The 26537-nt window shown below is 53.4% G+C and carries 23 protein-coding genes; 10 read left to right on the plus strand and 13 right to left on the minus strand.

What is annotated here, in order from left to right; all coding sequences use genetic code 11:
• Window positions 1-2: 2 nt before the first annotated feature.
• Window positions 3-1160, plus strand: a complete 1158-nt coding sequence (locus CIK78_RS08055; protein ID WP_096278905.1) for a 5-(carboxyamino)imidazole ribonucleotide synthase — start codon at window positions 3-5, stop codon at window positions 1158-1160.
• Between the two features lie 115 nt (window positions 1161-1275).
• Here CIK78_RS08055 and CIK78_RS08060 read toward each other — a convergent pair whose 3' ends face one another.
• The 8 genes from CIK78_RS08060 to CIK78_RS08095 all read right to left on the minus strand — a co-directional run bounded on the left by CIK78_RS08060 (window position 1276) and on the right by CIK78_RS08095 (window position 8507).
• Window positions 1276-2079 (minus strand): TraX family protein, encoded by an 804-nt coding sequence (locus CIK78_RS08060; RefSeq protein WP_096278907.1) that lies wholly within the window; start codon window positions 2077-2079, stop codon window positions 1276-1278.
• A 217-nt stretch (window positions 2080-2296) separates the two neighbouring features.
• Window positions 2297-3067, minus strand: a complete 771-nt coding sequence (locus CIK78_RS08065; protein WP_096278909.1) for a transporter substrate-binding domain-containing protein — start codon at window positions 3065-3067, stop codon at window positions 2297-2299.
• Window positions 3068-3239: 172 nt separating this feature from the next.
• Entirely contained in the window at window positions 3240-3971 is a 732-nt protein-coding gene (locus CIK78_RS08070) for an ABC transporter permease (RefSeq protein ID WP_096278911.1), read from the minus strand.
• A 1-nt stretch (window position 3972) separates the two neighbouring features.
• On the minus strand, window positions 3973-4674 hold the full coding sequence (locus CIK78_RS08075; RefSeq protein ID WP_096278913.1) for an ABC transporter permease: 702 nt from the start codon (window positions 4672-4674) through the stop codon (window positions 3973-3975).
• Window positions 4675-4689: 15 nt separating this feature from the next.
• On the minus strand, window positions 4690-5460 hold the full coding sequence (locus tag CIK78_RS08080) for an ATP-binding cassette domain-containing protein (protein ID WP_096278915.1): 771 nt from the start codon (window positions 5458-5460) through the stop codon (window positions 4690-4692).
• 256 nt (window positions 5461-5716) lie between these two features.
• Window positions 5717-6703, minus strand: a complete 987-nt coding sequence (locus CIK78_RS08085) for a succinylglutamate desuccinylase (RefSeq protein ID WP_096278917.1) — start codon at window positions 6701-6703, stop codon at window positions 5717-5719.
• Between the two features lie 173 nt (window positions 6704-6876).
• Window positions 6877-7317: a hemerythrin domain-containing protein gene (locus tag CIK78_RS08090; protein ID WP_096278919.1), complete on the minus strand. Its 441-nt coding sequence runs from the start codon at window positions 7315-7317 to the stop codon at window positions 6877-6879.
• A gap of 161 nt (window positions 7318-7478) precedes the next feature.
• Window positions 7479-8507 carry an SMP-30/gluconolactonase/LRE family protein gene (locus tag CIK78_RS08095; RefSeq protein ID WP_096278921.1) on the minus strand — a complete coding sequence of 343 codons (1029 nt, stop codon included), beginning with the start codon at window positions 8505-8507 and terminating at the stop codon, window positions 7479-7481.
• Window positions 8508-8680: 173 nt separating this feature from the next.
• On the opposite strand from CIK78_RS08095, the gene CIK78_RS08100 reads away from it, so the two are divergent.
• Window positions 8681-9835, plus strand: a complete 1155-nt coding sequence (locus CIK78_RS08100; RefSeq protein WP_255249097.1) for an alpha-hydroxy acid oxidase — start codon at window positions 8681-8683, stop codon at window positions 9833-9835.
• A 133-nt stretch (window positions 9836-9968) separates the two neighbouring features.
• Here the strand turns inward: CIK78_RS08100 and CIK78_RS08105 are convergent, their stop codons facing one another.
• Window positions 9969-11042, minus strand: a complete 1074-nt coding sequence (locus tag CIK78_RS08105; protein WP_096278923.1) for a tartrate dehydrogenase — start codon at window positions 11040-11042, stop codon at window positions 9969-9971.
• A 162-nt stretch (window positions 11043-11204) separates the two neighbouring features.
• Between CIK78_RS08105 and CIK78_RS08110 the strand changes: the two genes are divergently transcribed.
• Window positions 11205-12161 (plus strand): LysR family transcriptional regulator, encoded by a 957-nt coding sequence (locus tag CIK78_RS08110; protein WP_096278925.1) that lies wholly within the window; start codon window positions 11205-11207, stop codon window positions 12159-12161.
• 127 nt (window positions 12162-12288) lie between these two features.
• Here the strand turns inward: CIK78_RS08110 and CIK78_RS08120 are convergent, their stop codons facing one another.
• The gene (locus CIK78_RS08120) at window positions 12289-13500 is read right to left on the minus strand and encodes a TauD/TfdA family dioxygenase (RefSeq protein WP_096278927.1); all 1212 of its coding nucleotides are present in this window, start codon (window positions 13498-13500) and stop codon (window positions 12289-12291) included.
• Window positions 13501-13640: 140 nt separating this feature from the next.
• On the opposite strand from CIK78_RS08120, the gene CIK78_RS08125 reads away from it, so the two are divergent.
• The 3 genes from CIK78_RS08125 (at window position 13641) to CIK78_RS08135 (ending at window position 16377) form a co-directional block, all read left to right on the plus strand.
• Entirely contained in the window at window positions 13641-14504 is an 864-nt protein-coding gene (locus tag CIK78_RS08125) for a LysR substrate-binding domain-containing protein (RefSeq protein WP_096278929.1), read from the plus strand.
• A gap of 120 nt (window positions 14505-14624) precedes the next feature.
• Complete coding sequence (locus CIK78_RS08130) at window positions 14625-16061, plus strand: sodium:alanine symporter family protein (RefSeq protein WP_096278930.1); 1437 nt, start codon at window positions 14625-14627, stop codon at window positions 16059-16061.
• 16 nt (window positions 16062-16077) lie between these two features.
• Window positions 16078-16377 (plus strand): MGMT family protein, encoded by a 300-nt coding sequence (locus CIK78_RS08135; RefSeq protein ID WP_096278932.1) that lies wholly within the window; start codon window positions 16078-16080, stop codon window positions 16375-16377.
• A 90-nt stretch (window positions 16378-16467) separates the two neighbouring features.
• Here the strand turns inward: CIK78_RS08135 and CIK78_RS08140 are convergent, their stop codons facing one another.
• Both CIK78_RS08140 and CIK78_RS08145 read right to left on the minus strand, forming a co-directional pair.
• Window positions 16468-18036 carry a bifunctional GNAT family N-acetyltransferase/carbon-nitrogen hydrolase family protein gene (locus CIK78_RS08140; RefSeq protein ID WP_096278934.1) on the minus strand — a complete coding sequence of 523 codons (1569 nt, stop codon included), beginning with the start codon at window positions 18034-18036 and terminating at the stop codon, window positions 16468-16470.
• Window positions 18037-18078: 42 nt separating this feature from the next.
• Complete coding sequence (locus tag CIK78_RS08145; protein ID WP_096278936.1) at window positions 18079-18993, minus strand: DMT family transporter; 915 nt, start codon at window positions 18991-18993, stop codon at window positions 18079-18081.
• 150 nt (window positions 18994-19143) lie between these two features.
• On the opposite strand from CIK78_RS08145, the gene CIK78_RS08150 reads away from it, so the two are divergent.
• Both CIK78_RS08150 and CIK78_RS08155 read left to right on the plus strand, forming a co-directional pair.
• Window positions 19144-21165 (plus strand): NADPH-dependent 2,4-dienoyl-CoA reductase, encoded by a 2022-nt coding sequence (locus tag CIK78_RS08150; protein ID WP_096278938.1) that lies wholly within the window; start codon window positions 19144-19146, stop codon window positions 21163-21165.
• Between the two features lie 194 nt (window positions 21166-21359).
• A complete protein-coding gene (locus CIK78_RS08155; protein WP_096278940.1) occupies window positions 21360-22403 on the plus strand; it encodes a low specificity L-threonine aldolase in 1044 nt (347 codons plus the stop codon).
• Between the two features lie 39 nt (window positions 22404-22442).
• On the opposite strand, the gene CIK78_RS08160 is transcribed toward CIK78_RS08155, so the two are convergent.
• Entirely contained in the window at window positions 22443-22958 is a 516-nt protein-coding gene (locus CIK78_RS08160; protein ID WP_096278942.1) for an invasion associated locus B family protein, read from the minus strand.
• Between the two features lie 304 nt (window positions 22959-23262).
• Between CIK78_RS08160 and CIK78_RS08165 the strand changes: the two genes are divergently transcribed.
• On the plus strand, window positions 23263-25185 hold the full coding sequence (locus CIK78_RS08165) for a PrkA family serine protein kinase (protein ID WP_096278944.1): 1923 nt from the start codon (window positions 23263-23265) through the stop codon (window positions 25183-25185).
• 49 nt (window positions 25186-25234) lie between these two features.
• A complete protein-coding gene (locus CIK78_RS08170) occupies window positions 25235-26521 on the plus strand; it encodes a YeaH/YhbH family protein (protein ID WP_096278947.1) in 1287 nt (428 codons plus the stop codon).
• Window positions 26522-26537: the final 16 nt, after the last annotated feature.

Genomic DNA, 26537 nt, shown 5'->3' on the forward strand with positions numbered 1-26537 from the left:
TTATGACGTCTGGTATTACCAAGCATTCAGGCATGACCCAACGTATTGGCATTTTAGGCGCCGGTCAGCTTGGCCGTATGTTAGCGCTGGCAGGATATCCGCTGGGCAATCGCTTCACCTTCCTGGATACCACGGGCAACCCCAGTGCAGGCATCGGTGAGGTGATCATCGACCCCGATAACCAGCGCTTGGCCGAGTTCCTGGCTAACGTCGATGTGGTGACCTACGAGTTTGAACACTTGCCCGTTCAATTGGTGCGCGACATTGAACAGCACAAGCCGGTATATCCCAGCAGCCGGGCAATTGAAGTGTGCCAGAACCGTGTCGAAGAAAAGACGCTGTTTGATCGCTTGGGCATCCCCACGCCCGCCTACCGGGTCGTTGAGAGTGCCGAGCAGCTTGAAGCTGCCGCTCGTGAGCTTGGCTGCCCCGTGGTGGCCAAATCAGTCACTGAGGGCTACGACGGCAAAGGCCAGGCGGTGCTGAAGCATCCTGAGCAGGCGCAGGACGCATGGGCGGCTATCGGCCACTCGCAGCTGGTGGTTGAGGCCTTCGTTGATTTCGTGCGCGAAGTGTCAATGATTGCTGTACGGGGTCGCGATGGCGAGGTGGTGTTCTATCCCATGGCGGAAAACCAGCACGTCGACGGCATTTTGCGCTACTCGGTCGCGCCGCTGCCTGACTTGGATGCCAGCGTTCAGCAAACCGCCGATAGCTATATTCGTGCGCTGTTAGATGAGCTGGATTATGTGGGTGTACTGGCGCTGGAGTTGTTTCAAACCCGTGACGGCAGCCTGCTAGCCAATGAAATGGCGCCTCGCGTGCATAATTCTGGCCATTGGACCATGGATGGGGCCGTCACCAGCCAGTTTGAAAACCATCTGCGTGCGATACAGGGGCTGCCGCTAGGCGATACGCAAGCGATTGCGCCCACCTGCATGATTAACGTCATTGGCCGCGAAGGCGATAACGCGGCCATGCTGGCGCTTGCTAACACGCATCTGCACCGCTATGACAAAGCTGAGCGCGCCGGTCGTAAGCTTGCCCACGTCAATATCCTAGCGGCCAACCACGCCGAACTGCTTGAAAAAGTGCGCACATGTAGCGCTTTGATGCCGGAGGCGCCGTCGCCAGCGCTTAGCTTTACTGACAAGCTCTGATAGCAAACTGTAATTGCAAAAAGCCGCCTGCTAGCAACAGGCGGCTTTTTAGTGCTGGCGATTGAGCACTACTGATTAAGCACTAATGATTGAGCGCTGCTGATCACTGACGCATTTAGCTCAACTGGCCACTCAGTAGTACCCACAGCGCAATTAATGCGAAGTGGCCGGGATACCAGGCTAGCCATAAACGGCGCGGCATCTCCACGATGACGGTGGGAATATAGCGGGCCGCACCGGCTGCTAAAATCAGCACGATGACGCAGGTGCCAACGGTGAATGATTTGGCCATATCCGAAGCATTCATTTGCCCTGCGATCCAGAGCACTGGAAAGGCCGCTAGCCCCGCCCATAGGCGCGCTTGGAAATGGTTGCCTGCTTGATGTAATGCGTGCATCGCAAACATTAATAGCGGAATCAGCAGCAGCCCGTTATGACCGTATTCCACCCAAAACCCGAGTAAATACCAAACCGTCACACCGACCGCTGAACCGGCTAACAGCCAAGGTAACCCTAGCGTTTGCTGCTGATAGTGCTGCCAGCCTTGGCGGACTAACGTACCCAGCACTAGGCCACTGGCCAGGGTAAAGCAGACGTTTAAGATAAACGCGTCGGATGCACGGGGCATGACCATATAGGGCAACTGAGCAACCAGGCCAATCACTAAAATGCGGCGTGAATAGCGCAGCGGGTTACGCGTATTAAACAGCCCGTGCCAGGCCACCATTGCAGCGAAAAGTGGGAAAGCAATGCGGCCAATGGATGAACCTGCCCAACCTAAATCCCAATCGCCCGGCAATACATAGCGCGTGAGATGATCGACGGTCATTGTGAACAGTGCTAACCATTGCCCCCAGCCAGTCCAATGGGATGACGGGCGCGAGTAAGTGTCTGGGTGAGTACCCGGTGAAAGAGCCATAAAACCTCCGTGTTGATCAACGGCAATGATACACAGACTCAGGCTGTTCTACCTAGTTCACTGAATTTGCTGCGTTTGAAAGGAGTGAGAATGGGCGGTATCTGAGCGAAAACGTGCCTGCATTGTGCTGCTTTAAAACGCGTCACCCCGGCATAGGCCGGGGTGACGATAGCACTTATTACTCGATAAGCGGGAGACCGCCCATTGAGTGCTACGATTACTCTTCGCCGAAGTAGCGAGTAAAGATTTCGTCGTAGGTGCCGTCTTCTTGTACTTCAGCCAGCGCTTCGTTGAATTTCTCGGCTAGCGCTTCATCGCGCTGACGGAAGGCGATACCAAAGCCATCGCCGAAGTATTCCTTGGGTTCGCTAATGCGCTCACCGATCACTACATAGTCAGCGTCGTCGCTTTCAAGCAGCGTTGTTTGGCCAATCGGGAAGTCGAGGAAAACGATGTCTAGACGCTCGGCTTCCATGTCCAGCACCATGTCGTCAGCCGTAGAGTAGCGGCTGATTTCGGCGACGCTGCTAAAGTTGTCTGTGACGTAGTTATCTTGCAAGGTGCCGCGCTGAACGCCGATAGTCATGCCTGCCAGCGTTTCTTCATTTGCTTCACTGATGTCCAGGTCGCTGGCGGCAAACCAGGCTGACGGCATAGTGATGTAGGGGTCAGAAAACAGCACCTGCTCACGACGCTCATCGTTGATGGTCATCGACGACATGATGGCGTCGTAGTTGCGTGACATCAGGCCGGGAACAATGCCATCCCACTCTTGCTCGACCCATTCACAGGTAACGCCCATGCGATCGCACAGCTCGTTGCCAAGGTCGATATCGAAGCCGGTAAGCTCGCCTTCAGCGGTACGAAATTCCATCGGCTCATAGGGAACATCTACGCCAATACGAACGTTGTCGTAATCACGCGCTTGAGCGGAGGAGGCTGCGGCGATGGCTACGCCCAGAAGAGAAACCGTTACTAGTTTTTTCATTTTTCTACTCCGTAGAGAACAGGTTTACTAATTATCATCCCCCTTAACGTACCCCAGCTGGTGGCAGACGAAAAGAGGCAATTACTGCTATAAACCAACGCTTGTTTGACGGTGGTAATTTAGGTTTGCTACTGCCACAAACTTATTAGGTCCAGGGGCTAGCATTGATTGATTACGGCGTTTGTGGCTGTAAGTGCGCCAATAGGCGTTTTTCCAAGAAACGGAAAAAGTACAAAATTGCGAACGTTAAGCACAGGTAGATAGCCGCGACAAACAGAAACGCATCGAACGGGGCGTAAAAACGTGCATATACAAAGCGTGCGGCACCGGTTAAATCCATCAGTGTGACTACGCTGGCAATCGCGCTTGCATGCAGCATAAAGATTACTTCGTTGCCGTAGGCGGGCAGGGCACGACGAAAAGCGCTGGGTAAAATAATCCGCCGCATCATTAGGCCTCGTGACATGCCGTAGGCACGGGCAGCTTCGATCTCACCTTGCGAAGTCGCTTTGATCGCACCGCGAAAAATCTCGGTGGTATAGGCGGCAGTGTTAAGCGTGAAGGCAATCAGCGCAGGATAAAAAGCGCCGCGCAGTATGGGCCATAAAAAAGACTCTTGGATGCCGTCGATAAACACCACGCCGTAATAGATGATGTAAAGCTGAATCAGCAGCGGCGTGCCGCGAAATACATAGGTAAACAGGTAAATCGGCAAACTAATCCATTTATGCTTTGAGCTGCGCATAATCGCAAGCGGCACGGCAATAATGAGCCCCGCAATCAGCGATAAAAAGACCAGTTGTGTGGTGGTGACAAACCCTTGGGCGTAGTACCCAAGCGTATCGGCGGTAAAAATGGTGTTGCCAGCGAGCGCGTCATTAAACCAAGTGGAAATATCAAGCATCTCACTGACCTCCAAAGCCGATGTCATAGCGTTTCTGCAAGCGCGCAAAAATCCATTCGGATACGCTGGCAATTAGCAGATAAACCACGGCGACGGGAATTAAAAAGGTGAACGGTTCGTGAGTGGCGCGGGAGGCTTCGGCGGCGACGCGAACCATATCGGTCAGGCCAATAACGGACACCAGCGCGGTGGTTTTCAGCAATACCATCCAGTTATTCGATAGCCCTGGCAGCGCATGGCGCATCATTTGTGGGAAACGAATGCGTCTAAATACCAAGCCGCTACTCATACCGTAGGCTTTACCCGCCTCAATCTGACCGTTGTCGACCGCCATAAAGGCACCGCGAAAGGTCTCGCCCATGTAGGCGCCAAAGATGAAGCCAATGGTCAGCACACCGGCGGCGAAGGCATTGAAGTTAATATAAAGATCGATCTCGTAGTTGTAATAAAGCATGTCGCTAATAGCGTTCACGCCAATTTGGCCGCCAAAAAAGAGCAGCATCATCAGCACGAGATCAGGCACGCCACGAATTAACGTGGTGTAAACAGTAGCGGTTCGCCTTAAAAACCAATTACGCGACATCTTTGCGGTGGCGGTTAGCAGCCCCAAAATAATCGCCAAAAGTAACGAAAGCACCGCCAACTGAATAGTGACGCCAGCCCCTTCGATCAGCCGGGGACCATAACCTTGTAAATCAAGCATGGTAAGCCTCGCAGATCAGTATTTGGGTGCTAAAAATTGCTTCAGACGCGGAGACTGCGGATTACCAAGCACCTGATCAGGCGGCCCCGCTTCTTCCACTAAGCCCTGATGAAGATAAATAACCTGACTGGATACATCGCGAGCAAAGCTCATCTCGTGCGTGACCACGACCATCGTTCGGCCTTCATCAGCCAAACCGTGCATGACTTTGAGTACGTCGCCGACAAGCTCAGGGTCAAGTGCAGAGGTGGGCTCGTCAAACAGCATGACCTCTGGGTCCATCGCCAGGGCGCGGGCAATCGCGCCACGCTGCTGCTGCCCACCTGACATTTGGGCGGGGTAGGCATTGGCACGAGCCGTTAAACCCACGCGATCAAGCAAGGCGTGGGCATGTTCTAAGGCTTCTTTTTTGGGTTTTTTCAGCACATTGATCGGCGCTTCTATAATATTTTCCAGCAGCGTCATGTGTGCCCACAGATTAAAGCTTTGGAACACCATCGAAAGCTTGGCGCGCATTTGCACCACCTGCTTCCAATCTTCCGGTTCGCGGCCGTGTTTAGTGGTCTTAAAGCGGATTGGCTCGCCGTGAACAATGAGTTCGCCATCGTCGGGCTGCTCAAGCAGGTTCATGCAGCGTAAAAAGGTACTTTTACCTGACCCAGAGGCGCCAATCAGCGTGATGACATCGCCCTTTTGGGCTTGCAATGAAAGGCCTTTCAGGACTTCCGTATCGCCAAAGCGCTTTTTAATATTACGCACTTCAAGGGGAGTAGGCGTAGCGGCCATAAGATTGGCTCCAGTACAGAGTTGCCGCAGCAACAGTAGGTTGTTTGGTGCGGCTGGCGCGAAAAAAGGGGCGATTCTATCAGGCCGGGCACACTGCGCGCGCCCTAATTATGAGATTAAGCATTCGACGTTCGTCGTGGTGCTTAAGGGCCTGTGATCATCTCGCCATTATTATTGTCAACATCGCTTACTTTTATACGGTTTAAAAGCGCATTTTTTCTCGACTCTTTCGTGATGCTCTTAGTGTTGTACTGATTTAAGATTGCGCTGAAATAGGCACTACTAATAGTGCTGCCCGAGCGCCCACTTCAACGTTGGCGTTAGGAAATACCACGCAAAGAGGCGTATCACCTACTCGAATATCACCCGCAGTGCCGTCTTGCGACAAAAGCGTGCCGGGCTCGAAGCGGCTGAAATTGAGCGTGTCGTCGGCAAAGCACAGTTGGAAATCGTCAGAGTGGCGCATGAGTTCGTGGTGCACTTGAAAAAACACCATCTGTGATGCTGGCTTACCTGCTGGCTGATGACCTTCACTTAGTGATGTCAGCAGCGCACGCATGGGTGCCAGCGATGCCATGTCATTTTGGCCAAAAGGTGCGACACGCCCCAGCTCAATAGTAAACGCCTGGGCTGCGTGATAATGCTTGCTGTAGTGGGAGAATGTCCAGCTGTGCTGATGTTGATGCAGCACTGCCTGCATGTCCGCCGCGGCGAACCAGCTCCACTGCGCAGGGTCGGTCGCTGATTGCGCAAAGGGTTGCACGACAAAGCGTGGGTAGCGGCTGCCTCGTATGGCGGTATGAAGGTCGTAATGTAGCTTGGGTTGGTGGGCATGTCGGGCGTAAAAATGATCGACCGCGGCCATTAGTTCACGGGCACGATCAGGCTCTGGGCCTTCAGCCGTTAGCTCGCGATTGAACAGGCGGTTTAAATTAGTGCTGAGAAAGCGCCGCTGAGCCTTAAGCGCAGGCAAATTGCCTAGAATGACTAACATGGGCGCGCCAAGAGTAACGGTGCCTGCTTCCAAAGCGCTTAGCCACTCACCGATCAGCTCAACCGGCGCCGTTTCGTTGCCGTGGATCGCTGCTGAAAAGATACAAGCGTGGGCATCAGCGCTTGGCTGATGAGGGGTGAGCTCCATAATGCCAGGCGCATGCAAAGAATACGTTCCGCTTTTAAAAGCGCCGCTGCGAGAGGCGGGGAGCTGCCCGTCAAGCGACCAATCTAGCCAGTGGCCTAGCATTGCTGGTTCCTTTATCCGTGTTGATGTCAGCATAACCGTGAGCCTAGGTTTAGCACGTTGAGCGGGAGTGACAAACCCATAGGTCGTTCGCGTGAAAAAGCCCAGTTTAATCATGAAACAATGAAAAAGCGCCCATGCTAAGCATGAGCGCTTTTGGCAGAAGAAATGTCAGATTAGGCTGAGCGCTGGCGCTTCATCTCTTGCTGATACTCGCTGGCGAGAGAGGTTTTTTGTTTGTCTTCAAGCCCACGCCCAGCCAGCTGGAAAACTTCTTGCTCTTCTTCATCCAGGTGGTGGGTCACTAAATGCTGCAGCTGTTTAGCATGGGTCAGCCAGTGAGTCGCGCTATATTCAGTCTCATCGAGCAGCTCTAATAGCTCGTCAATTTCATGGTGCTCAGCTACGCTGTGGCGCGCTTTTTCTTGGGTTAAATCAATGGCCATCATGGGGATATAAAGCGATCGCTCTTCCGCCGCCGCATGGTAGTGGAGTTCAGCCCGCACCTGCTGATAAAGACTATCACGCTCTTCACTGTCGCCGTGGGTCTCAACTAACTGTGCGAGCAGGTCGCGTTGAATATCATGATCCTTGCGCAGGGCTTCAAAAATCGTCATTCCTAGCTCCTTGGAAACGTTTCAGGGGTTAGCATGACAAAAGCTAACGGTGGATGGCGTAAAGTGCAAGGTGGCAAATATGTTCATTTTTAATGAGTATAGTGGTGGGCATGCTACCCCACCACTGAAAGCTCTCGGTATCAATTGGCCGTATGGCCCTGTTATGCCCCACGAGTTGCCGTATAAATGGTGTACACGGACTGGCTGGCCGTCATAAACAGTCGGTTGCGATCCTTGCCAGCGAAACACACGTTAGAACAGACTTCGGGTAGCAAGATACGCCCTAGCAGATCGCCTTGCGGTGAAAAAACCACTACACCATCGATCCCTTCACCACCGTTAGCACTCGACCAGATATTGCCATCCATGTCGCAGGTCATGCCATCAAAGATTGTATCTTCACTGGTCACGATAACCTGTCGATCGCTGACGCTTCGCCCATCTGCGCCAAGCGACCAGCGAATGATCTGAGCAGGTTCTTCAAAATGGGTGGAGGCACTGTCGCTGGCGTAGAATCCGTTGCCATCGGGTGTCAGTACAATACCGTTTGGTTTACGGATATCATCGGTCAGCATTATTGGTTCATCAAGGCTGTCATCAACATAATAGATGGCTGTCTCAAGTTCCAGATCGCGCTTCTTGCCCTCGTAATCGAAGTGGGCGCCATATCCCGGATCAGTGAAGATCACACCACCCGAAGGGAGAGCCACCAAGTCATTAGGTGCATTAAGTGGCTTGCCTTGATAGCGTTCAGCGAGAACGGTTGTACTGCCGTCCCATTCATAGCGCAAGACGCGGGCGGGGGAGTGCTCACAAGAAATCAATCGACCCTGGTGATCGAAGGTATTACCGTTAGAGTAACCAACATTATCTCGAAGGACGCTGACTTGCCCCGTCGATTCATCCCAGCGCATTTGCTTAGCACGAGGTATGTCGCTGAAAACGACGTAACGTCCTACTGCGTTCCAAGCAGGTCCTTCTGTCCATAGCCCACCGCTCCAATGTCGCTCCAATGGGCTATTGAAAATCATGTAGTCACTGAAGCGTGGATCTTCGACTTTCCAAGCATCAATGGGGTAGCGGTCGGGGATAGGGCCTAGTGAGATTTGAGAAGCAAATAGCTGAGGTGACGTACTAACGGCCGCTAGGGCGGCCGTTGCCGAAAGGAACTGACGGCGTCCAAGTTTCATAGCGTTATCCTGATTATTGTTTGATTGCATGGGTATGTGCAAAGTGGAAGTGACGGTATATTCGCCTCCTAGGAAATGTAGAACATAATCTATTAAAGGTCACACATTGGTTGTTTGATAAATTTTATTATTATTGAGCCCAATGCGTGGACGAAGACCCAATAGGAAATGGTGTGAAGCAACTAAAAAAAATTGGCAACCTGCAGGACTTTGAGCGCGTCGCGCATAAACACTTACCTAGACCGCTGTTTGGCTATGTGGCTAATAGTGCAGAAGAGGGTAAAACGCAGTTAGCCAATCGGCAGGCGTTTGATCGCTATGCCTTGCGGCCTAGAGCCCTAGTTGATGTTTCTGCCATCTCGATTGAAACTGAGCTTTTAGGCCAGCGCTATAGCGCGCCCTTTGGCATTGCTCCCATGGGGATTAGCGCCTTAACGGCTTACCGCGGTGATCTTGTGCAGGCGCGCGCGGCGGCTAAAGCCAAGCTTCCGATGATACTTAGCGGCAGCTCGCTTATCCCTCTTGAAACCGTTCAGAAGGATGGGCCCACCGACTGGTTCCAGGCTTATTTGCCTGGCACGCTTGCTGAGATTGAAGCATTGCTTGCTCGCGTCGAGCGGGCGGGCTACCGCAACTTAGTGATTACGGTGGATTATGCCGTGCCACCTAATGGCGACAATAATCGCCGCAGCGGTTTTTCATCGCCGCTTCGGCCGAGTTTGCGGCTGGCCTGGGATGGCATTATTCGACCACGCTGGCTCTTTGGTACTTTTCTACGCACGCTCTATCATCACGGCATACCGCATTTTGAGAATAACTATGCCCAGCGGGGCATTGCGGTTATCTCCAAGAATGTCACTCGCGATTTCTCTGGCCGCACTCATCTCGACTGGAGCTACCTTGAGCGAGTGAGGGCATTATGGCCAGGTAAGCTGATCGTCAAAGGGATCCTGCATCCTGAGGACGCGCGGCGGGTTGAAGCGCTGGGAGGCGACGCTGTCATTGTGTCCAATCACGGTGGTCGACAGCTCGATAGTGGTGTGGCGGCACTCGATGCGCTGCCTGATATTGTCCAGGCTGTGGAGCATATCCCGGTAATGGTCGATAGCGGTTTTCGACGTGGCACGGACGTTATTAAAGCGTTAGCGTTAGGTGCCAACTTTGTATTCATTGGCAGGCCGATTAACTACGCGGCCGCTTATGCAGGTGAGGCGGGCGTGACGCATGCATTGAATCTACTGCGTGAAGAGGTTGTCCGCGATTTGGCATTAATGGGGGTGACGGATATTGGCCAGCTTGCACCTGAGCATTTGGTGGCTCGCCCATAAAATAGCGCGTGGGCCTTTAGGCGCACGCGCTTAGCGTCATTGCTCAGTCGTTCAGGCTCAGATCTTAAATCTATGTATTTAAAGCAAAGTATTTAAAATATAAGTATTTAAAGCCTAAGCGCCGCGTTCAAATTTAGACCGCAAGCTTATCGGCAATTGCCCGGCCCAGGCTTGCGGTGGTGCCTTGCCCGCCCACGTCGCGAGTAAGTACTTGGCTATCGCCTTCGCTGAGAACTTCCTCAATCGCCGTTACTATCGCGTCGGCGGCTTCCTTGTAGCCTAAGTGTTCAAGCATCATGGCACCTGACCATATCTGGCCAATAGGATTGGCGACACCTTTGCCAGCGATATCAGGTGCGCTGCCATGAACTGGCTCGAACAGGCTCGGGAATTTGCCTTCCGGGTTAATGTTAGCCGACGGTGCAATGCCGATAGTGCCGGTACAGGCGGGACCTAAGTCAGAAAGGATATCGCCAAACAGGTTACTGCCCACCACTACGTCAAACCAGTCCGGATGAAGCACAAAGTTAGCGGTCAGAATATCGATATGAAATTTATCCACGGCAATCTCTGGGTAACCTTTCGACATTTCGACTACGCGCTCATCCCAATAAGGCATAGTGATTGAGATGCCGTTGGACTTGGTCGCCGAGGTGAGCTTTTTGCGTGGGCGTGTTTGCGCTAACTCAAACGCATATTTCAGCACGCGGTCAACGCCGGTGCGGGTCATGATGGTTTCTTGAATGACGACTTCACGGTCGGTGCCTTCAAACATCTTGCCGCCAACGCTTGAGTACTCGCCTTCGGTGTTCTCTCGAACCACATAAAAGTCGATATCACCCGCTTCGCGACCCGCTAGTGGGCTTTTAATGCCGGGCATTAATTTGCAAGGACGCAGGTTAATATATTGATCGAACTGGCGGCGGAATTGGAGCAATGAACCCCATAGTGATATATGGTCAGGCACTTTTTCAGGCCAGCCAACGGCGCCATAGAAGAGCGCATCGAAATCTTTTAGCTGCTCGAACCAGTCATCCGGCAGCATCTTGCCGTGTTCTAAATAGTAGTCGCAGCTACCAAATTCAAAGACGCTAAATTCAAGATCAATATTGAAACGCTTAGCCGCAGCTTCAAGCGCGCGAATGCCCTCAGGCATTACTTCGGTGCCAATGCCGTCGCCAGCGATGACCGCAATCGTATGAGCCATGGTAACTCCTTATATTGTTTGTTATTCAATATCAGTTCAGATGCATGAATACTGAAACATAAAGCACTATCAGAACTGAGTGTAGCGGCTATTTGTTAAGAGATAATCAGGCTATTATTCAAGTTATTGTTGCTTGAAAGTAGAGAATAGCCGAGGTGTTGGATGGCTCAGTTGGATGATTTGGCTTTTTTTCAGCATTTAGCGCGTGCCGGGAGTTTAACGGCGACGGCGCGCGAGCTTGGCCTTTCGCTGTCAGCGGTGAGCAAGCGATTAAAAATATTGGAAGGACGTTTAGGCATTGAGTTGGCCGCCCGTACCACAAGGCGATTAACGCTGACGGCCGAGGGCGAACGCTATTGTGCACGCGGGGCGCTGATTCTAGACGAGCTTGATGAACTGGAAAATTCATTGGGCGAGGGCATCAACCAGGCACTTAGCGGGAGGCTACGTATTAACGCCACCTTTGGCTTTGGCCGTCGCCACATTGCGCCTTTGCTGTCACGTTTCTGTGCCCAGCATCCAGACGTAGAAGGGTGGCTCGAACTTACCAACTTTCCGCTTAATTTGAGCGATCACGGTTTTGATATTGGCATTCGCATTGGCGAGCCTCCTGAGTCGCGCTTAGTTGCCCGGCGAATTTTAGCGAATCGGCGCGTGCTCTGCGCATCTCCGGCGTATATCGCTCAGGCGCCAACGCTTCAAGCGCCCGCAGATTTACAGCAGCATGCTTGCCTAGTGATCCGCGAGAACGACAGTGACTTTCCGGTGTGGCGCTTTGAGCGATGCGGTCAGCCTAGCAAGGTGCAGTCGGTTAAAGTCAGCGGTCGGTTGGCCAGCAATGATGCGGAGGTGATCACTCGGTTAGCGCTAGATGGCCACGGCGTGATGTTGCGCTCTTGGTGGGATGTTAATGAACACCTAGCGAGCGGCGATTTAGTGGCGTTACTGCCTAGCTGGCAAGGCGTACGAGCAGATTTTTACGCGGTATTTGAGCAGCGCCGTCACGTGCCCGCCAGGCTGCGCGCCTTTATTGATTTTGCGCAACGGGAAATGGTCGGGCGAGTGTCGGCACTGCCAGAAGAAACGCTTAACGGTCCGTGCAAGAATCGCCCTGAGTAACCTCGATGAACTCATCGGTCGGGAAATCGAGCTCTGCCGCACGCTGTTGTAGACGCGCTTCCGTCGCACTATCCATTTGCGATGTGCGTGACAAAATCCACGTCTAAGATGTTGTAACCGCCGTAAATTAGTCGCAGGTAACGGTCGAACGATCGCTATGGCGGGCGAGCACGCGAAGGCGTGAAGCCAGCATATCGCGGTCTAAGTAGGTACCCTGCAAATGACGTGCGCCGCTGTTGGGATCGAACTCGCGACGACCATGAAGCACACGGCGATTATCAAATGCCACCATCTGCCCCGGGCGAAGCGTGAACTCTAACTGATGTGCTTCGCTGTGAAACAGCTTCCACAGTAGAGCGTAAGCGCTGTACCAAGCTTCCATTTGCTCCACCGGTAAGTGCAGGGCGTCGCGAATCCAGTTGTTCAGGCGCATCTCAACAAGGTTACCGGCGACATCCAGTGTGACCACGGGTGCTCGCATAGAAATATCGTGGGTCTCATCCTGGAAGCGAAAATCAATCGGTGTCTCGCTGAGAATAGCTAACGCTGCCGGGTCTTTCTTGCGTAGGGCTTCAACGACGCGGGCACCATCTGCAAACAGTGATTCGCCACCGCTGGCGCCATTTTGCAGGCAGTAGAGCAGCTGAATATCCGGCGGTTGGCGCCAGTTAGGCAAATCGATATGCAGCGGTAACCCGACCGCAGTATAAGCCGCGTTGTTGGGGTTGGGTTTTGAGCGCACATCGAAGCGAGCGCCAAAGTTGGTGGCACGCAGCGGCCCAATGCGCTCAGCCAAACGGCTCACTTCCTCTTCTACCAAGGGGCCATCCGTCATTAGTGCCAGGCCATCGCGTAGCATGGCGGTGAGCCAGGCTTTCTCACCTTGAGGCGTTAAAAAATCACAGTGACTGATACGCTCAGGCGCAAAGCCATCATTCCACGCCATGCTGCTGGGTACCGCTGAACTCAGGCTTGCTTCTGGGCGGCGTTGATATAGCCAGCCGCAATGAAACGCGCTGACATGCCCATCCTGCCAGTTCAGGTGCAGGTGGCCATCCAGTAGCGCAACGCTTGGCGGCTCAGCAATCGCTTCAAGTGGCAGATAGAGCCTTTCGCGTGTCTGCGGATGGCGGCAGGCTTGGCAGGCGCAGTGGTCGCGTAACCAGAGCAAGGGCAGGGTGGTTTGCTGGCCATCTTGCCACTCGAGTGAGACGCCATATTGGGCGAGCATCGCCTGGGTAAGTGCAGGCCCGGCTTGATAGGGAGTTAATTCGCCCATGTCTGGGGCGTGAACATTGCTCGTTATTGTCGAAGGTATCGTTTGTATTGCGCTGTTCATTAAAACTCCAGATGACTCCCTTGACGGAAATGTCTAAGGGGCGGTGCATTACTGTTATTTAGGATGAAGGAGTAGCCGCGTCAGTGACAAACGATTAATCTGGCCCCTAAGACATCGTTTTACTTATAGGTTGCTTTTTCATGGGTCAATTACCGCCGTTGCTATGGCTGCAAGCCTTTGAATCTGCGGCACGTACATTGAGTTTTACCGCCGCAGGTAACGAGCTAGGCGTCACTCAGGCCGCCATCAGCCAGCGTGTTAGGCTGCTTGAGGATCGCGTAGGTCAAAAATTGTTTGTGCGCCATGCCCGTAGCTTGACGTTAACGCCCGCCGGTCAGGCATGGATGCCGAGTATTCATGATGCTTTCATGCGTATTAGTGAAGGCACGCTAGAAGTCTTTGGCAGCACCACTGAGCAGCCGGTCACGATACGCACGACACCGGTGATTCAGCAGTCCTGGCTGGCTCCGCGCTTAGTTGCTTTCCACCGTGCCTATCCGCAGGTGGCCGTGCGCTTGGTAAGTGCGATCTGGCCGGATGACTTCGGCCCCGAAGGCGCCGACATTGAAATTCGTTACGGCAAAGGGGGATGGGCCGGTGTTGATATGCAGTCGCTAGGTGAGGATCAACTGCAGCCGGTTTGTTCGCCCGCGCTGGCTAAAACACTGGCGTCACCAAGCGATTTGGCTGGGCATACATTGCTTCATGCAGCAGGGTTTGGCATTGGCTGGTCAGGTTGGCTGCAGGCCGCAAACGTGGCGGATATGGAAGCACGGTGTTGGTCAATAACCTGCGATAACCAGGTGATGACGCTGGTATTAGCTAGCCAGGGTGGAGGTGTCGCGCTTACCCATCGACGCTTAATGGAACGGCGCACGGACCTGGCCGCTCCCTTTGCGCTTAGCGTAGTGAGTGATGAGCGCTTTTGGTTAGTGCGCCCTAATCGTCGTCACGTAGATGAGGATGCTGCCTTGGTTTGGGCGTGGCTGGTTGAGTCACGTTAAGCTGCTGTTAAAACTGGATTGGTGCGCTGGTGGTCGGCATCATTTTTCCAATGCGCTTGCCATTTTGGTGCAACCGTGAAGAATGATGCGTTTTCAATGCTAAAAAAAGGCGTCTGATATATGGAATTTTCTCTTGCAGCGCTAGTGGATCGAGGCAATGGACTGCTTTGGGGCAGCGTGCTGGTTTACTTATTGATTGGTGCTGGTATCTACTTCACCGTTATGACCCGCGGTGTTCAGGTTCGTTATTTTGGCCATATGTTTAAGCTGCTGCGCAGCTCCCGCCAATCAAACGGCGGTATCTCTTCATTTCAAGCACTTTCAACCAGCTTAGCGGCGCGAGTCGGTACGGGTAACCTTGCTGGCGTGGCCGTCGCGATCTATTTTGGTGGCCCCGGCGCCATTTTCTGGATGTGGATGACCGCGATGGTCGGCATGGCAACCAGCTTTGTAGAGTCAACGCTGGCTCAGGCGTATAAAACCGACCATGGCGATAATACCTTTCGCGGTGGCCCGGCCCGCTATATTGAAAAAGGGCTTGGCTTACGCTGGCTGGCGATGCTGTTTTCGATTTGTTTGATTATTGCGTTTGGATTGGCGTTTAACAGTGTTCAGGCCAACTCCATCGCCCAGGCGATGGAACAGGCATTTGCCATTCCCACCTGGGCCATGGGGTTAGTCTTGATGGCGGTGGTCGCACCGATCATTTTTGGCGGTTTAAAGTCGATCGCCAAAGTAGCTGAGCTGGTTGTACCGCTAATGGCGCTGCTTTATCTGGTGCTGGCGCTGGTCGTGGTGGGGTTGAATATCAGCGAATTGCCCGCCGCGATCATGACGATTGTGCGCAGTGCTTTTGGTCTTGAACAGGCGGCCGGTGGTGCCGTTGGTTACGCCGTTTCTCAGGCGATAATGAACGGTATTCAGCGCGGACTCTTCTCTAACGAGGCGGGTATGGGCTCTGCACCCAACGCGGCGGCAACGGCCTCTACGCGCCCCGACCACCCTGCCGCGCAGGGTTTTATCCAAATGTTGGGGGTGTTTTTAGATACCCTGGTCATCTGTACGGCAACGGCGGCGATCATCATTATGGCCGGGCCAGAGCTAATGTCAGGTGATGAAAATAATGGCATTCAGCTAACCCAAATGGCGTTATCCAGCCACGTGGGCGACTGGGGCGGCATGTTTGTCGCGGTGGCGATTCTGCTGTTTGCGTTTACGTCTGTTATTGCCAACTACTCTTACGGTGAGTCTAATATTGAATATTTAGCCGGACGCCGTGCTCCCTTGGCCGTTATGTTTTATCGCTTCGCGGTGCTGGCGATGATTATGGTGGGCTCGGTGGCCAGCCTGGGAGCTATCTGGAACTTCGCTGATCTATCGATGGGGATGATGGCGATTATTAACTTGGTGGCTATTTTGATGTTATCGCCGGTGGCTTTCTCACTCTTTCGCGACTACGAAGTGCAGTTGAAAGCGGGCAAGGAGCCTACCTTCGATCCCAGCAAGTTCCCTAAGTTAGCCAATAAGGTTGACCCTAAGGCTTGGCCGAAAAAGTAAAAAGGAGGTTGTCGTCATGGCTCGGCCTGAACTACTCGAACAGATTTATACGATCGTTGATCAGATTCCGCCGGGCCGTGTTACCACCTATGGCCGCATTGCTAAAATGACGGAAGGCGCGACCCCGCGCATGGTGGGCTCGGCGATGCGGCATTTGCCGGATGGCCATCAGTTGCCTTGGCATCGCGTGATTGCGGCGTCGTTAAAGCTTGCTGATCATGGTGGGGCTGAGCGTCAGCATCAGAAACTACGCGATGAAGGTGTGTTATTTGCTGCTAAAGGGCGGGTGCCTGCCCATCTCGTTTGGCCTGATTGAGTAAAGCCATGATGCTCGCTAACAACAACGCCGCCCAAATGGGGCGGCGTTGTTGTATTAGGCTTAGCAATTAAGGCGTTATGCGGTCATTCACTCTTCTGACTTACCGCCGGACTTCCACGACCAGTCACGCCAGCGTAGATCGAACAAATCTTTACGACGGTCTTTCAAATTCGTCACTGAGCCTTCAGCGCGCACGACCGTGAGGCGTGTGAGATCCAAATCAGAGAAGAAGATCATCTCGGTATTGGGTGTCGTTTCCGCCAGCACCGCGTCGTGAGGGAAGGCAAAATCAGAAGGCGAGAAAACCGCTGACTGAGCGTATTGAATGTCGAGGTTTTCAATCGAAGGCAGGTTGCCAACGCTGCCGCAGAGCACCACGTAGCACTCGTTTTCAATCGCCCTTGCCTGGGCACAGTGACGCACGCGCAGATAGCCGTTTTTAGTGTCGGTCCAGAAGGGCACGAACAGGATGTCCATATCTTGATCGGCCAGCAGGCGACCCAACTCTGGGAACTCCACGTCATAGCAAATCAAGATGCCTACGCGGCCTGCGTCCGTATCAAACACCTGAAGCTCATCACCACCCTCTATCACCCAGTCGCGGCGCTCTTGAGGGGTAATATGCAGTTTGGCCTGGCGCTCAACGCTACCATCACGGTGGAAAAGGTAAGCGATGTTGTAGAGCCTGTCATCGTCACCGACTTCTATCATTGAGCCGCCAACAATGTTGATGTTATACGAGACCGCCATACGCGATAGTTCGAGCTTAAAGCGCTCGGTGAAACCGGCCAAAAAGCGAATAGCGCCCATTTGGTCCTTCTGGGCATCGCGGTCTTGAAGGCCCATCAGCGGTGCATAGAACAGCTCGGGGAAGACCGCAAAGTCACTCTGATAATCGGAGAGGGCATCCACGAAGTATTCGATCTGCTGAAGTGCGGCTTCTACCGAAGAGAACTCGCGCATCTGCCACTGCACGGCACCTACACGTACTTGAGTCGGCTTGTTGTCGAGCACGCTGTCGGCGGGCTCAAATAAGATATTATTCCACTCCAGCAGGGTGGCGTAGCCGCGAGACTGCTCATCTTCCGGCAGGTATTTACGCAGCAGGCGTTTTACCTGGAAATCATTCGCCTGTTGGAAAGACAAAATCGGATCGTAAATCTCTTTACGTGAGACTTTATCAATATATTGAGCAGGCGTAAGTTCATCGGCATGCTGGTGATAGCCTGGGATACGACCACCGGCAAGAATTGACCGCAGGTTCATCGAACGGCACAGCTCTTTACGTGCTTCGTAAAGGCGTCGTCCTAGGCGATAACCCCGGTAGTCGGGATGAATCAGCACGTCTAGCCCGTACATAGCATCGCCATCCTCGTCGTTGAGGATGATTTCGCGATGACCAATAAGATCGTCATACTTGTGCGGGTTAGAGAACTCGTCGTAATCGACCTGAACCGTTAGGGCTACGCCTACCAGAATGCCATCATCTTCAATGGCGATTTGGCCGTCAGGAAACTCCTGAATGAGCTTGTCGATCGTGCGCTTTGGCCAAGCACCGCCAATATCATGATAGACCGCGTCCATTAGGGTCTTGAGCTGATCGTAGTCATCGCTCATTAGGTTGCGCAGATTAAGATGCAGCTCTTCCAGGGACATATTAGGGCTTCCCAGCGTCAGAAATAAACGACCATTCTAGCATTATCGAGCGCGGCTCGACTTATCGGAGGTTAAATCACGTGTGAACGGCCGGGTCAGCGTTTGCGCCATGATCACGCCCGCCAGAATCAGCAGCCCTCCCGCCAGATGGAAACCGGCCACCTGCTCCCCTAAAAAAACCATCGCGATCAGAGCGCTAAATAGCGGCATTAAATTGATGAAAATACTTGATTGATTGGCGCCGATTTGACGCACCGCACGCATCCATAAAAAGGTGGTAATCACGGAAGCAGGAATGCCCGCATAGAGTATTAGCCCAATGTTTTGCCCGTCGATGGGCGTCATCGGACCCATCAAATACGGCGGTAGCAAGAACAAAACAGCAAAACAAACCTGCGCATAGAGCATTACCCAGGGTGGTAAATTCATCGACCAACGTTTGAGCATAACGCCATACAGCGCGTAGCAGGTGGCCGCCACGACCATCAGCGCATCGCCGAGCGCGACTTGTAAATGCAGCAGTGACAGCGGATTGCCGCGCCCCAGCAGCACCGTGACGCCGACAAACGCCAGCACGCCGCCGATGATGCCGCCAAGGGTGGGTGGCTCGCGCAGGATCAGTGCGCTTAGCAGCACCGTTAACAGCGGTACCATTGCCGCTAGAATGCCCATATTCGTCGCGGTAGTTGTTTCTGCCGCGACATAGGCCAGCCCTTGCCATAGCCCCATACCGAGCAGCCCTAGCAGTGCAAGCTTAGGCCATTGGCGGCTAATCTCCGCGCGGTGTCGTAGCACTGCCGGTAGTACAAAGGGCGTCATTACCGCCAGTGCTAATAACCAGCGTAAAAAAGCGATGCTGCTCGGTGCAATGGCACCTACGCTAAGCTGATTAATGGTCATGTTGCCCGACCAGATGAGTACGGTAGCGAGCGGCGGTAAAAAGTAAATCAAGGGCATAGCAACGTTTCCTTATCGTTAGCCGGGTAATGTGCCGTGAATTCATACGCTGGGCAAGCGATTGGCAGACGTTAGCGGGACTATACGTGATGGTCAGGATGTCATACGCTTGTTTGAATAATGCCGTCTAATAATATCTGGAGAAACCTGATGAGCCGTGAGCCCGCCTATCCACATCTTTTTCGCCCGCTAACCATTGGCCATTTAACGCTGCCCAATCGCGTATTAATGGGCTCAATGCATACCAATTTGGAAGAAGCGCCTGACGGCTTTTCACGCTTAGCGGCGTTTTATGCAGAGCGGGCGCGGGAAGGGGTTAGCCTCATTGTGACGGGAGGGATTGCTCCCAACGCTGAAGGCGCGGTATTTCAGGGTGCACACGCGCTGACCGATGACGCGCAGCTGTCGGAGCACCGTCAGGTAGTGGATGCGGTGCATGCCGAGGGCGGCCATTTATGCATGCAAATTCTTCACGCCGGGCGCTATGCCTATTCGCCGGATTTAGTCGCCCCTTCGGCTATTCAGGCGCCGATTAACCCCTTTATGCCCCGGGCGCTGAGCAGTGAAGATGTTGAGCAACAGATAGCCGATTACGTCCGCTGTGCCCAGCTTGCGCAACGGGCAGGCTACGATGGCGTTGAAGTGATGGGCTCGGAAGGCTACCTGATTAATCAATTTATCTGCCAGCGGACCAATCAGCGTGACGATGAATGGGGCGGGCCATTCGAGAACCGGATGCGCTTTGCGGTTGAAATTGTCCGCCGCGTACGCGCTGCGGTGGGAAAACGCTTTGTGATTATCTTCCGTCTCTCGATGATTGATTTGGTTGAAGACGGCAGTACCTGGGAAGAAATCGTCACGCTGGGGCAGGCGATTGAAGCTGCCGGGGCCGATGTGATCAATACCGGTATCGGCTGGCACGAAGCAAGGGTGCCAACCATTGTGACGAGCGTTCCGCGGGCGGCCTTTACCGAGGTGACCCGGCGCATTAAGTCGGCGCTAACGATTCCGCTCATTACCACTAACCGGATCAACATGCCGGACGTTGCCGAGCAGGTGCTGGCGCAAGGCCATGCCGACATGGTGTCTATGGCGCGGCCCTTTCTGGCGGATGCGGCCTGGGTGAGTAAGGCGCAGGCAGGCCAGGCCGAGCAGATCAATACCTGCATTGCCTGTAACCAGGCCTGTTTGGATCATACCTTTGCAGGAAAGCTGACATCTTGCTTGGTGAATCCTCGTGCCTGCCATGAAACGGAGCTAATCATTACACCGGCACAGGCGCCCAAGCACATCGCCGTTGTGGGGGGTGGGCCTGCAGGGCTAGCCACTGCGGTGACAGCGGCCAGTCGCGGGCATCACGTGGTGCTGTTTGAGCGGCGTAGTGAACTAGGCGGTCAGTTTAACTATGCGCGCAAAATTCCTGGTAAAGAGGAATTCAACGAAACGCTGCGCTATTACCGAGGCATGCTTACTAAATATGCAGTAGAGGTGCGCTTGAACACTACGGCCACGGCGCAGTCGCTAGCGGGCTTTGACGAGGTGGTGCTGGCTACGGGGGTTCAGCCTCGCGAGCTAAGCTTGCCAGGTTACGACCATGCCTCGGTGCTTAGCTACGCTGAGGCGATTGAGTCTCCTGATCGGGTAGGGCGTAGAGTGGCGGTGATTGGCGCAGGAGGCATTGGTTTTGATGTCGCTGAGCTATTAGCACACCAGGGCCACGCCGCGCTGGATATTGATGCCTGGTGCGACGAGTGGGGCGTTGATTTAGCCGTAGGCGAGCGAGGTGGGTTAAAGGTACCCAGGCCGCCAGAGGTTCCCCGTGACATTGTGATGTTGCAGCGTAAAAGGTCTAAACCGGGTAAGTACTTGGGTAAAACAACTGGCTGGGTGCACCGCGCTTCGCTTAAACAGCGTGGCGTCAAGATACTAACCGGCTGTGAGTATCTCAATATCGACGACGCTGGTTTGCATATCCGGCGAGACGGCGTTAATCAACTGCTAGCGGTGGATAGCGTGGTGGTGTGCGCCGGGCAGGAGTCCGTGCGTGATTTATTGACTCCCCTAGAGCAGGCAGGAGTGGCTGTGCATATTATCGGCGGTGCTGATGAAGCCAGCGAGCTGGACGCCAAGCGCGCAATTGAACAGGGCACTCGCTTAGCGGCGCTGTTATAGCAATACAAGTATGAGGGCGTATTTATAAGTAAGTGCTTAAAAAGCGCGGGTGACGTTAGCCTATAAATGGCGATAGACTAAATGATCCGTTAATAAGGGATTTCTTGGCCTATTTATTAAGCGTAACTAGGCATTAAAGGCGCTGGTGGCACCCAGCCTGCGCCGTAAGATCGCCAGATATAAGGACAAGCGTCATGACCTCGGAGTGTAGCCCGCGTTTTTTAGCCAGTGATAACACCTCAGGTATTTGCCCAGAGGCGATGGAATATTTGCTTGAAGCCAACCGTAGTGACGATCTGGCCTATGGTAACGATCTTTGGACGGCCCGTGCCGCAGACCGTTTCCGCGAGATGTTTGACTATGACTGCGACGTATTCTTTGTTTTCAACGGCACGGCCGCCAACTCGCTGGCGCTTTCGGCAATGGGGCGCAGCTATCACAGTGTTATTTGTCATGAGCTGGCGCATATCGAAACGGATGAGTGCGGCGGACCTGAATTTTTCTCCAACGGTGCGAAGCTGCTGACCTCCCCAGGTGCTAACGGTAAGCTTACGCCTGAAGGTATCGAGGCGCTGGTCACTAAGCGAAGCGATATTCACTATCCAAAGCCTAAAGTCGTATCGCTGACCCAAGCAACCGAGGTGGGAACGCTTTACTCCCGCGAAGAGCTCATGGCTATTCGTGCCGTTGCCGACAAACACGACCTGCGTCTGCATATGGATGGGGCACGCTTTGCCAATGCCTGTGCAAGCCTCAATGCCTCGCCAGCAGAGCTAACCTGGCAGGTTGGCGTAGACGCCCTGTGTTTCTCGGGGACCAAAAATGGCTTGGCATTTGGCGAAGCCATTTTGTTCTTTAATCGTGAGCTTGCCGAAGATTTTTCTTACCGCTGTAAGCAGGCTGGCCAATTGGCTTCTAAGATGCGCTTCGTATCGGCTCCGTGGCTAGGGCTGCTTGAAAGCGGCGCCTGGTTAACCAATGCCCAGCATGCGAATGCCATGGCGCGCTATTTATCGGAAGGACTGCAGGCGCTGCCAGGCGTATCGCTGATGTTCCCGACCGAGGCCAACAGCGTGTTCGTTGAGTTGCCACCCCCGGCGATTGAAGCGTTGAAAGCCAAGGGATGGACCTTCTATACCTTTATTGGCGCCGGCGGCGCCCGCTTTGTCTGTGCTTGGAACACCACCGTCGAACTACTTGACCAGCTGTTAGCCGACGTGAGAGAGGTGATCGCTTAGCTCGCGTCGGATTGGCTTAGCCGCCGGGCACCGAACCGACTAGGGAGAGATCTCTCGACTGGCGCTGGTAAAGCCCATCAGTGACATATCCATGTCAACACGCTGACCGTCCGGAGAGATGGCGCTTACGGTCGCGGTTGAGCCGCCGCGCAGTTGCTGCAACATGCTTGGTTCCAGCGGCAGATCGGCGCGACAGCCCTGCTCTTGGCAAAACTGGTAGGGGAAGCCGACCGGCTCGTTGTTATCCACTTGCAACTGCATGCCTGCCGCTAGGTTCACCCCTAGCGGCATCACAAAGGCCATCACTGGGCTATTTATCTGAGACGAGTTTCCAACGATAGCCCTCATCAAGGGTTCATTGCTGTTTGGGTTGTTAACGATCTGGCTCATGGTGCAACCCTGCTGCTGACCGGACGCGGAGGGGCAGCTCACTTCCCAGTCCTGAAAGCGCTGTGTGTCAACGTTCTGGGCGTTTTGCTGGGCCAGGGCCGTTGACGTGGCGGTAGCGGCGAACAGTGGTAATAAAGCGGTCATCAGCGCGCGACGAATTTGCATGAATTCATATCTCCTAGGGTTGGACGGGCTTTCAAAAAGGGCGGCTCAAAGTGGTTGCCGTCAAGTGATTAAAGGTTACCTGTATTCGAACATGTTACAAGCTCGGGGTTCCAGCGTCGCGTTCAGACGTTGGCCGCGACGTCTCGGGTGCTTTTAATCTTTCCGGCTCTCTAGCGTTGAAGGTTTTAGTCATCACTTTTTGCTAATACTGACTACGCTAAAAAAGCGACACCTCGTTTGGCACGCCGTTGCGAAACACATGGTTTGGCGGCGACTGTCCGGGGATGGGCCACAGGAGAGTGCCATGAGCATCTTTGATCACGTTCAAGACCGTTTTTCCCGCGTCCAGCAAGAAGACATGAGCCTGGAAGAGTATTTGGCGTTGTGTCGTCGTGAGCCAGCGGTGTATGCCAGTGCTGCAGAGCGCATGCTGGAAGCGATTGGCGAGCCTGGCGTAGTAGATACTGCCAAGGACGCGCGGCTATCGCGTATTTTTTCCAATAAAGTTATCCGCCGTTATCCTGCCTTTGCAGAGTTTCACGGTATGGAAGACGCCATTGAGCAAATTGTGGCGTACTTTCGTCATGCGGCTCAGGGGCTTGAAGAGCGTAAACAGATTCTCTATTTACTCGGCCCGGTGGGCGGCGGTAAGTCCTCGCTAGCGGAGCGCCTTAAGCTGCTCATGGAGCGCATTCCGTTTTATGCCATTAAAGGCTCACCGGTTTATGAGTCGCCGCTGGGACTGTTTTCCCCGGAAGAAGATGGCGAGCTATTAGAGCAAGAGTATGGGATTCCGCAGCGTTATTTACGCAGCGTGATGTCACCTTGGGCTGCAAAGCGCCTAAAAGAGTACGGCGGCGATATCTCTCAGTTTAGAGTCGTGCGCTTATATCCTTCGCGACTCCACCAGATCGCTATTTCTAAAACCGAGCCCGGTGATGAGAACAATCAGGATATCTCGTCGCTGGTGGGTAAGGTTGATATTCGTCAGTTAGAACTTTATTCCCAGGATGACCCCGATGCCTATAGCTTTTCCGGCGGCCTGTGCCGCGCTAATCAGGGGCTGATGGAGTTTGTTGAGATGTTTAAAGCACCTATCAAGGTGCTTCACCCCTTGCTCACCGCAACGCAGGAGGGCAATTACAATCCTACCGAAGGCATGGGTGCGATCCCGTTTGATGGCGTCATCTTAGCCCACTCTAACGAATCTGAGTGGCAGGCTTTTCGAAATAATCGCAACAATGAGGCGTTCCTCGATAGGGTCTATATCGTTAAGGTGCCGTACTGCTTGCGGGTGTCGGAAGAAATCAAAATCTATCAAAAGCTGCTTGAAGATTCTTCACTTAACGCCGCCCCTTGTGCGCCGGACACGCTGCGCATGCTGGCGCAGTTCTCTGTGCTTTCACGGCTTAAAGCACCGGAAAACTCCAATATCTATTCCAAAATGCGGGTCTATGATGGTGAAAACCTGAAAGACACCGACCCGCGCGCTAAATCGATTCAGGAGTACCGCGACGCGGCAGGCGTGGACGAGGGCATGCAGGGTCTTTCTACCCGCTTTGCGTTCAAAATTCTGTCTAAAGTGTTCAACTTTGACAGTGTCGAAGTGGCGGCTAATCCGGTGCATCTACTCTACGTACTGGAACAGGCGCTAGAGCGCGAACAGCTGCCATCGGAGGCATTTGAACGTTATTTAGGCTTCATAAAAGAGTTTATGGCGCCTCGCTATGTGGAGTTCATCGGTAAAGAAATTCAGACGGCCTATCTCGAATCCTATAGTGAATATGGCCAGAACATCTTTGATCGCTATGTCACCTATGCCGATTTTTGGATTCAGGATCAGGAGTATCGTGACCATGAAACCGGCGAGCAGCTCAATCGCCAATCGTTGAATGAAGAGCTAGAGAAAATTGAGAAACCTGCGGGGATTTCAAACCCGAAAGACTTTCGTCATGAGGTGGTTAACTTTGTGCTGCGGGCTCGGGCGCAAAATAACGGTATGAATCCAAGCTGGCAGTCTTACGAAAAATTGAAAGGCGTTATTGAGCACAAAATGTTCGCCAATACGGAAGAGCTGCTGCCGGTGATCTCGTTTAATGCCAAGGCTTCCCGGTCGGATCAGAAAAAGCACGAAGATTTTGTGGCAAGGATGGTCGAGCGCGGCTACACCGAGAAACAGGTTCGACTGTTATCCGAATGGTATTTGCGTGTACGCAAGTCTCAATAAGGGGCGGCGCTTAAGAACCGCGCTTACGTTGTACGCTTAAGGAGGTCGTATGACCTACTTTATTGACCGAAGACCAAACGCTAAACATAAAAGCGCGGTTAACCGGCAGCGCTTTTTAGAGCGCTATCGTAAGCATATCAAGCGATCGGTCGAGGAGGCCGTTAATCGCCGCTCAATTACCGACATGGAGCGTGGGGAGAGCATTTCTATTCCGACGAAGGATATTTCTGAACCGGTCTTCCAGCATGGCCCAGGCGGTGCGCGGCATATCGTTTCGCCCGGTAATAAGGAATATATCGCCGGCGATAAGATTAGCCGACCAAAGGGTAAGGGGGATGGCAACGGAAATGGTGAAGGAGGGGCATCGAACCAGGGCGAGGGCGTTGATGAGTTTGCTTTCACCCTTAGTCGTGAGGAGTTTCTAGAGTTTGTTTTCGATGGTCTGGAATTGCCCCACCTACAGCGCAAGCCGCTTAAGTCATTGGAAGAAGTCAAAATGGTGCGGGCGGGGCTTTCGCGCGACGGGGTTCCTTCGCGTATCAGCATTACCCGTTCGATGCGAGAGGCGTATGCCAGGCGTATTGCGATGCGAGCGCCCATTAAACGAGCGCTTAAGGATGCGGTTGAGGCACTGGATGCCGAAGAGCGTAAAGACTCGGTGCTGCGCAATCCTACCCGTATCACTGAGCTGAAAGCCGAGATCGAACGCTTGGAGAAGCGCATTGCTGGCGTGCCTTTTATTGACACTTATGACCTGCGCTATCATCAGCTCAGCGCACAGCCGCAGCCCTCTAACCAAGCGGTGATGTTTTGCGTCATGGACGTTTCCGGCTCAATGACTCAAAACCACAAGGATATCGCCAAGCGCTTTTTCCTACTGCTCTATCTGTTTTTGGAAAAACACTATGAGAAGGTCGAACTGGTGTTTGTACGCCATCACACGGCCGCCAGGGAAGTAAACGAAGAGGAATTTTTCTACTCACGTGAAACTGGTGGCACGATTGTTTCCAGCGCGCTAAACCTCGTCAATAAAATCATCGAGAAGCGTTATCCCACTAGCCAGTGGAATCTATATGTAGCGCAGGCCTCCGATGGCGATAATTGGGATGATGATTCGAATATCTGCCGCGATTTGCTGATTAAGCAGCTAATGCCACAGTTGCAATACTATGCCTACGTTGAAATCACCCCCCACGATCATCAATCGCTATGGCATGAGTATGAGAGCGTGGTCAATGAGTTTCCCGATCGGTTTGCGATGCGGCAAATTGTGGAAGCGGGCGATATTTATCCAGTCTTTCGCGAGCTGTTTAAGCGCCGCTTAAGTCAGTCCTAATGACCGCGTGTAAAGG

Origin of the sequence: Halomonas sp. JB37, assembly GCF_002332255.1 — a bacterium.
GTDB lineage: Bacteria > Pseudomonadota > Gammaproteobacteria > Pseudomonadales > Halomonadaceae > Vreelandella > Vreelandella casei.

Excerpts from the sequence above, each read along its gene's own strand:
- CIK78_RS08080 (WP_096278915.1), bottom strand. The coding sequence starts at position 5,460 with ATGGCCGCTACGCCTACTCCCCTTGAAGTGCGTAATATTAAAAAGCGC.
- CIK78_RS08075 (WP_096278913.1), bottom strand. The coding sequence starts at position 4,674 with ATGCTTGATTTACAAGGTTATGGTCCCCGGCTGATCGAAGGGGCTGGC.
- CIK78_RS08145 (WP_096278936.1), bottom strand. The coding sequence starts at position 18,993 with ATGCCCTTGATTTACTTTTTACCGCCGCTCGCTACCGTACTCATCTGG.
- CIK78_RS08160 (WP_096278942.1), bottom strand. The coding sequence starts at position 22,958 with ATGCAAATTCGTCGCGCGCTGATGACCGCTTTATTACCACTGTTCGCC.
- CIK78_RS08110 (WP_096278925.1), top strand. The coding sequence starts at position 11,205 with ATGGCTCAGTTGGATGATTTGGCTTTTTTTCAGCATTTAGCGCGTGCC.
- CIK78_RS08135 (WP_096278932.1), top strand. The coding sequence starts at position 16,078 with ATGGCTCGGCCTGAACTACTCGAACAGATTTATACGATCGTTGATCAG.
- CIK78_RS08170 (WP_096278947.1), top strand. The coding sequence starts at position 25,235 with ATGACCTACTTTATTGACCGAAGACCAAACGCTAAACATAAAAGCGCG.
- CIK78_RS08095 (WP_096278921.1), bottom strand. The coding sequence starts at position 8,507 with ATGAAACTTGGACGCCGTCAGTTCCTTTCGGCAACGGCCGCCCTAGCG.
- CIK78_RS08140 (WP_096278934.1), bottom strand. The coding sequence starts at position 18,036 with ATGTCCCTGGAAGAGCTGCATCTTAATCTGCGCAACCTAATGAGCGAT.
- CIK78_RS08060 (WP_096278907.1), bottom strand. The coding sequence starts at position 2,079 with ATGGCTCTTTCACCGGGTACTCACCCAGACACTTACTCGCGCCCGTCA.
- CIK78_RS08165 (WP_096278944.1), top strand. The coding sequence starts at position 23,263 with ATGAGCATCTTTGATCACGTTCAAGACCGTTTTTCCCGCGTCCAGCAA.
- CIK78_RS08090 (WP_096278919.1), bottom strand. The coding sequence starts at position 7,317 with ATGACGATTTTTGAAGCCCTGCGCAAGGATCATGATATTCAACGCGAC.
- CIK78_RS08070 (WP_096278911.1), bottom strand. The coding sequence starts at position 3,971 with ATGCTTGATATTTCCACTTGGTTTAATGACGCGCTCGCTGGCAACACC.
- CIK78_RS08150 (WP_096278938.1), top strand. The coding sequence starts at position 19,144 with ATGAGCCGTGAGCCCGCCTATCCACATCTTTTTCGCCCGCTAACCATT.
- CIK78_RS08120 (WP_096278927.1), bottom strand. The coding sequence starts at position 13,500 with ATGAACAGCGCAATACAAACGATACCTTCGACAATAACGAGCAATGTT.
- CIK78_RS08065 (WP_096278909.1), bottom strand. The coding sequence starts at position 3,067 with ATGAAAAAACTAGTAACGGTTTCTCTTCTGGGCGTAGCCATCGCCGCA.
- CIK78_RS08105 (WP_096278923.1), bottom strand. The coding sequence starts at position 11,042 with ATGGCTCATACGATTGCGGTCATCGCTGGCGACGGCATTGGCACCGAA.
- CIK78_RS08125 (WP_096278929.1), top strand. The coding sequence starts at position 13,641 with ATGGGTCAATTACCGCCGTTGCTATGGCTGCAAGCCTTTGAATCTGCG.
- CIK78_RS08155 (WP_096278940.1), top strand. The coding sequence starts at position 21,360 with ATGACCTCGGAGTGTAGCCCGCGTTTTTTAGCCAGTGATAACACCTCA.
- CIK78_RS08055 (WP_096278905.1), top strand. The coding sequence starts at position 3 with ATGACGTCTGGTATTACCAAGCATTCAGGCATGACCCAACGTATTGGC.
- CIK78_RS08130 (WP_096278930.1), top strand. The coding sequence starts at position 14,625 with ATGGAATTTTCTCTTGCAGCGCTAGTGGATCGAGGCAATGGACTGCTT.
- CIK78_RS08085 (WP_096278917.1), bottom strand. The coding sequence starts at position 6,703 with ATGCTAGGCCACTGGCTAGATTGGTCGCTTGACGGGCAGCTCCCCGCC.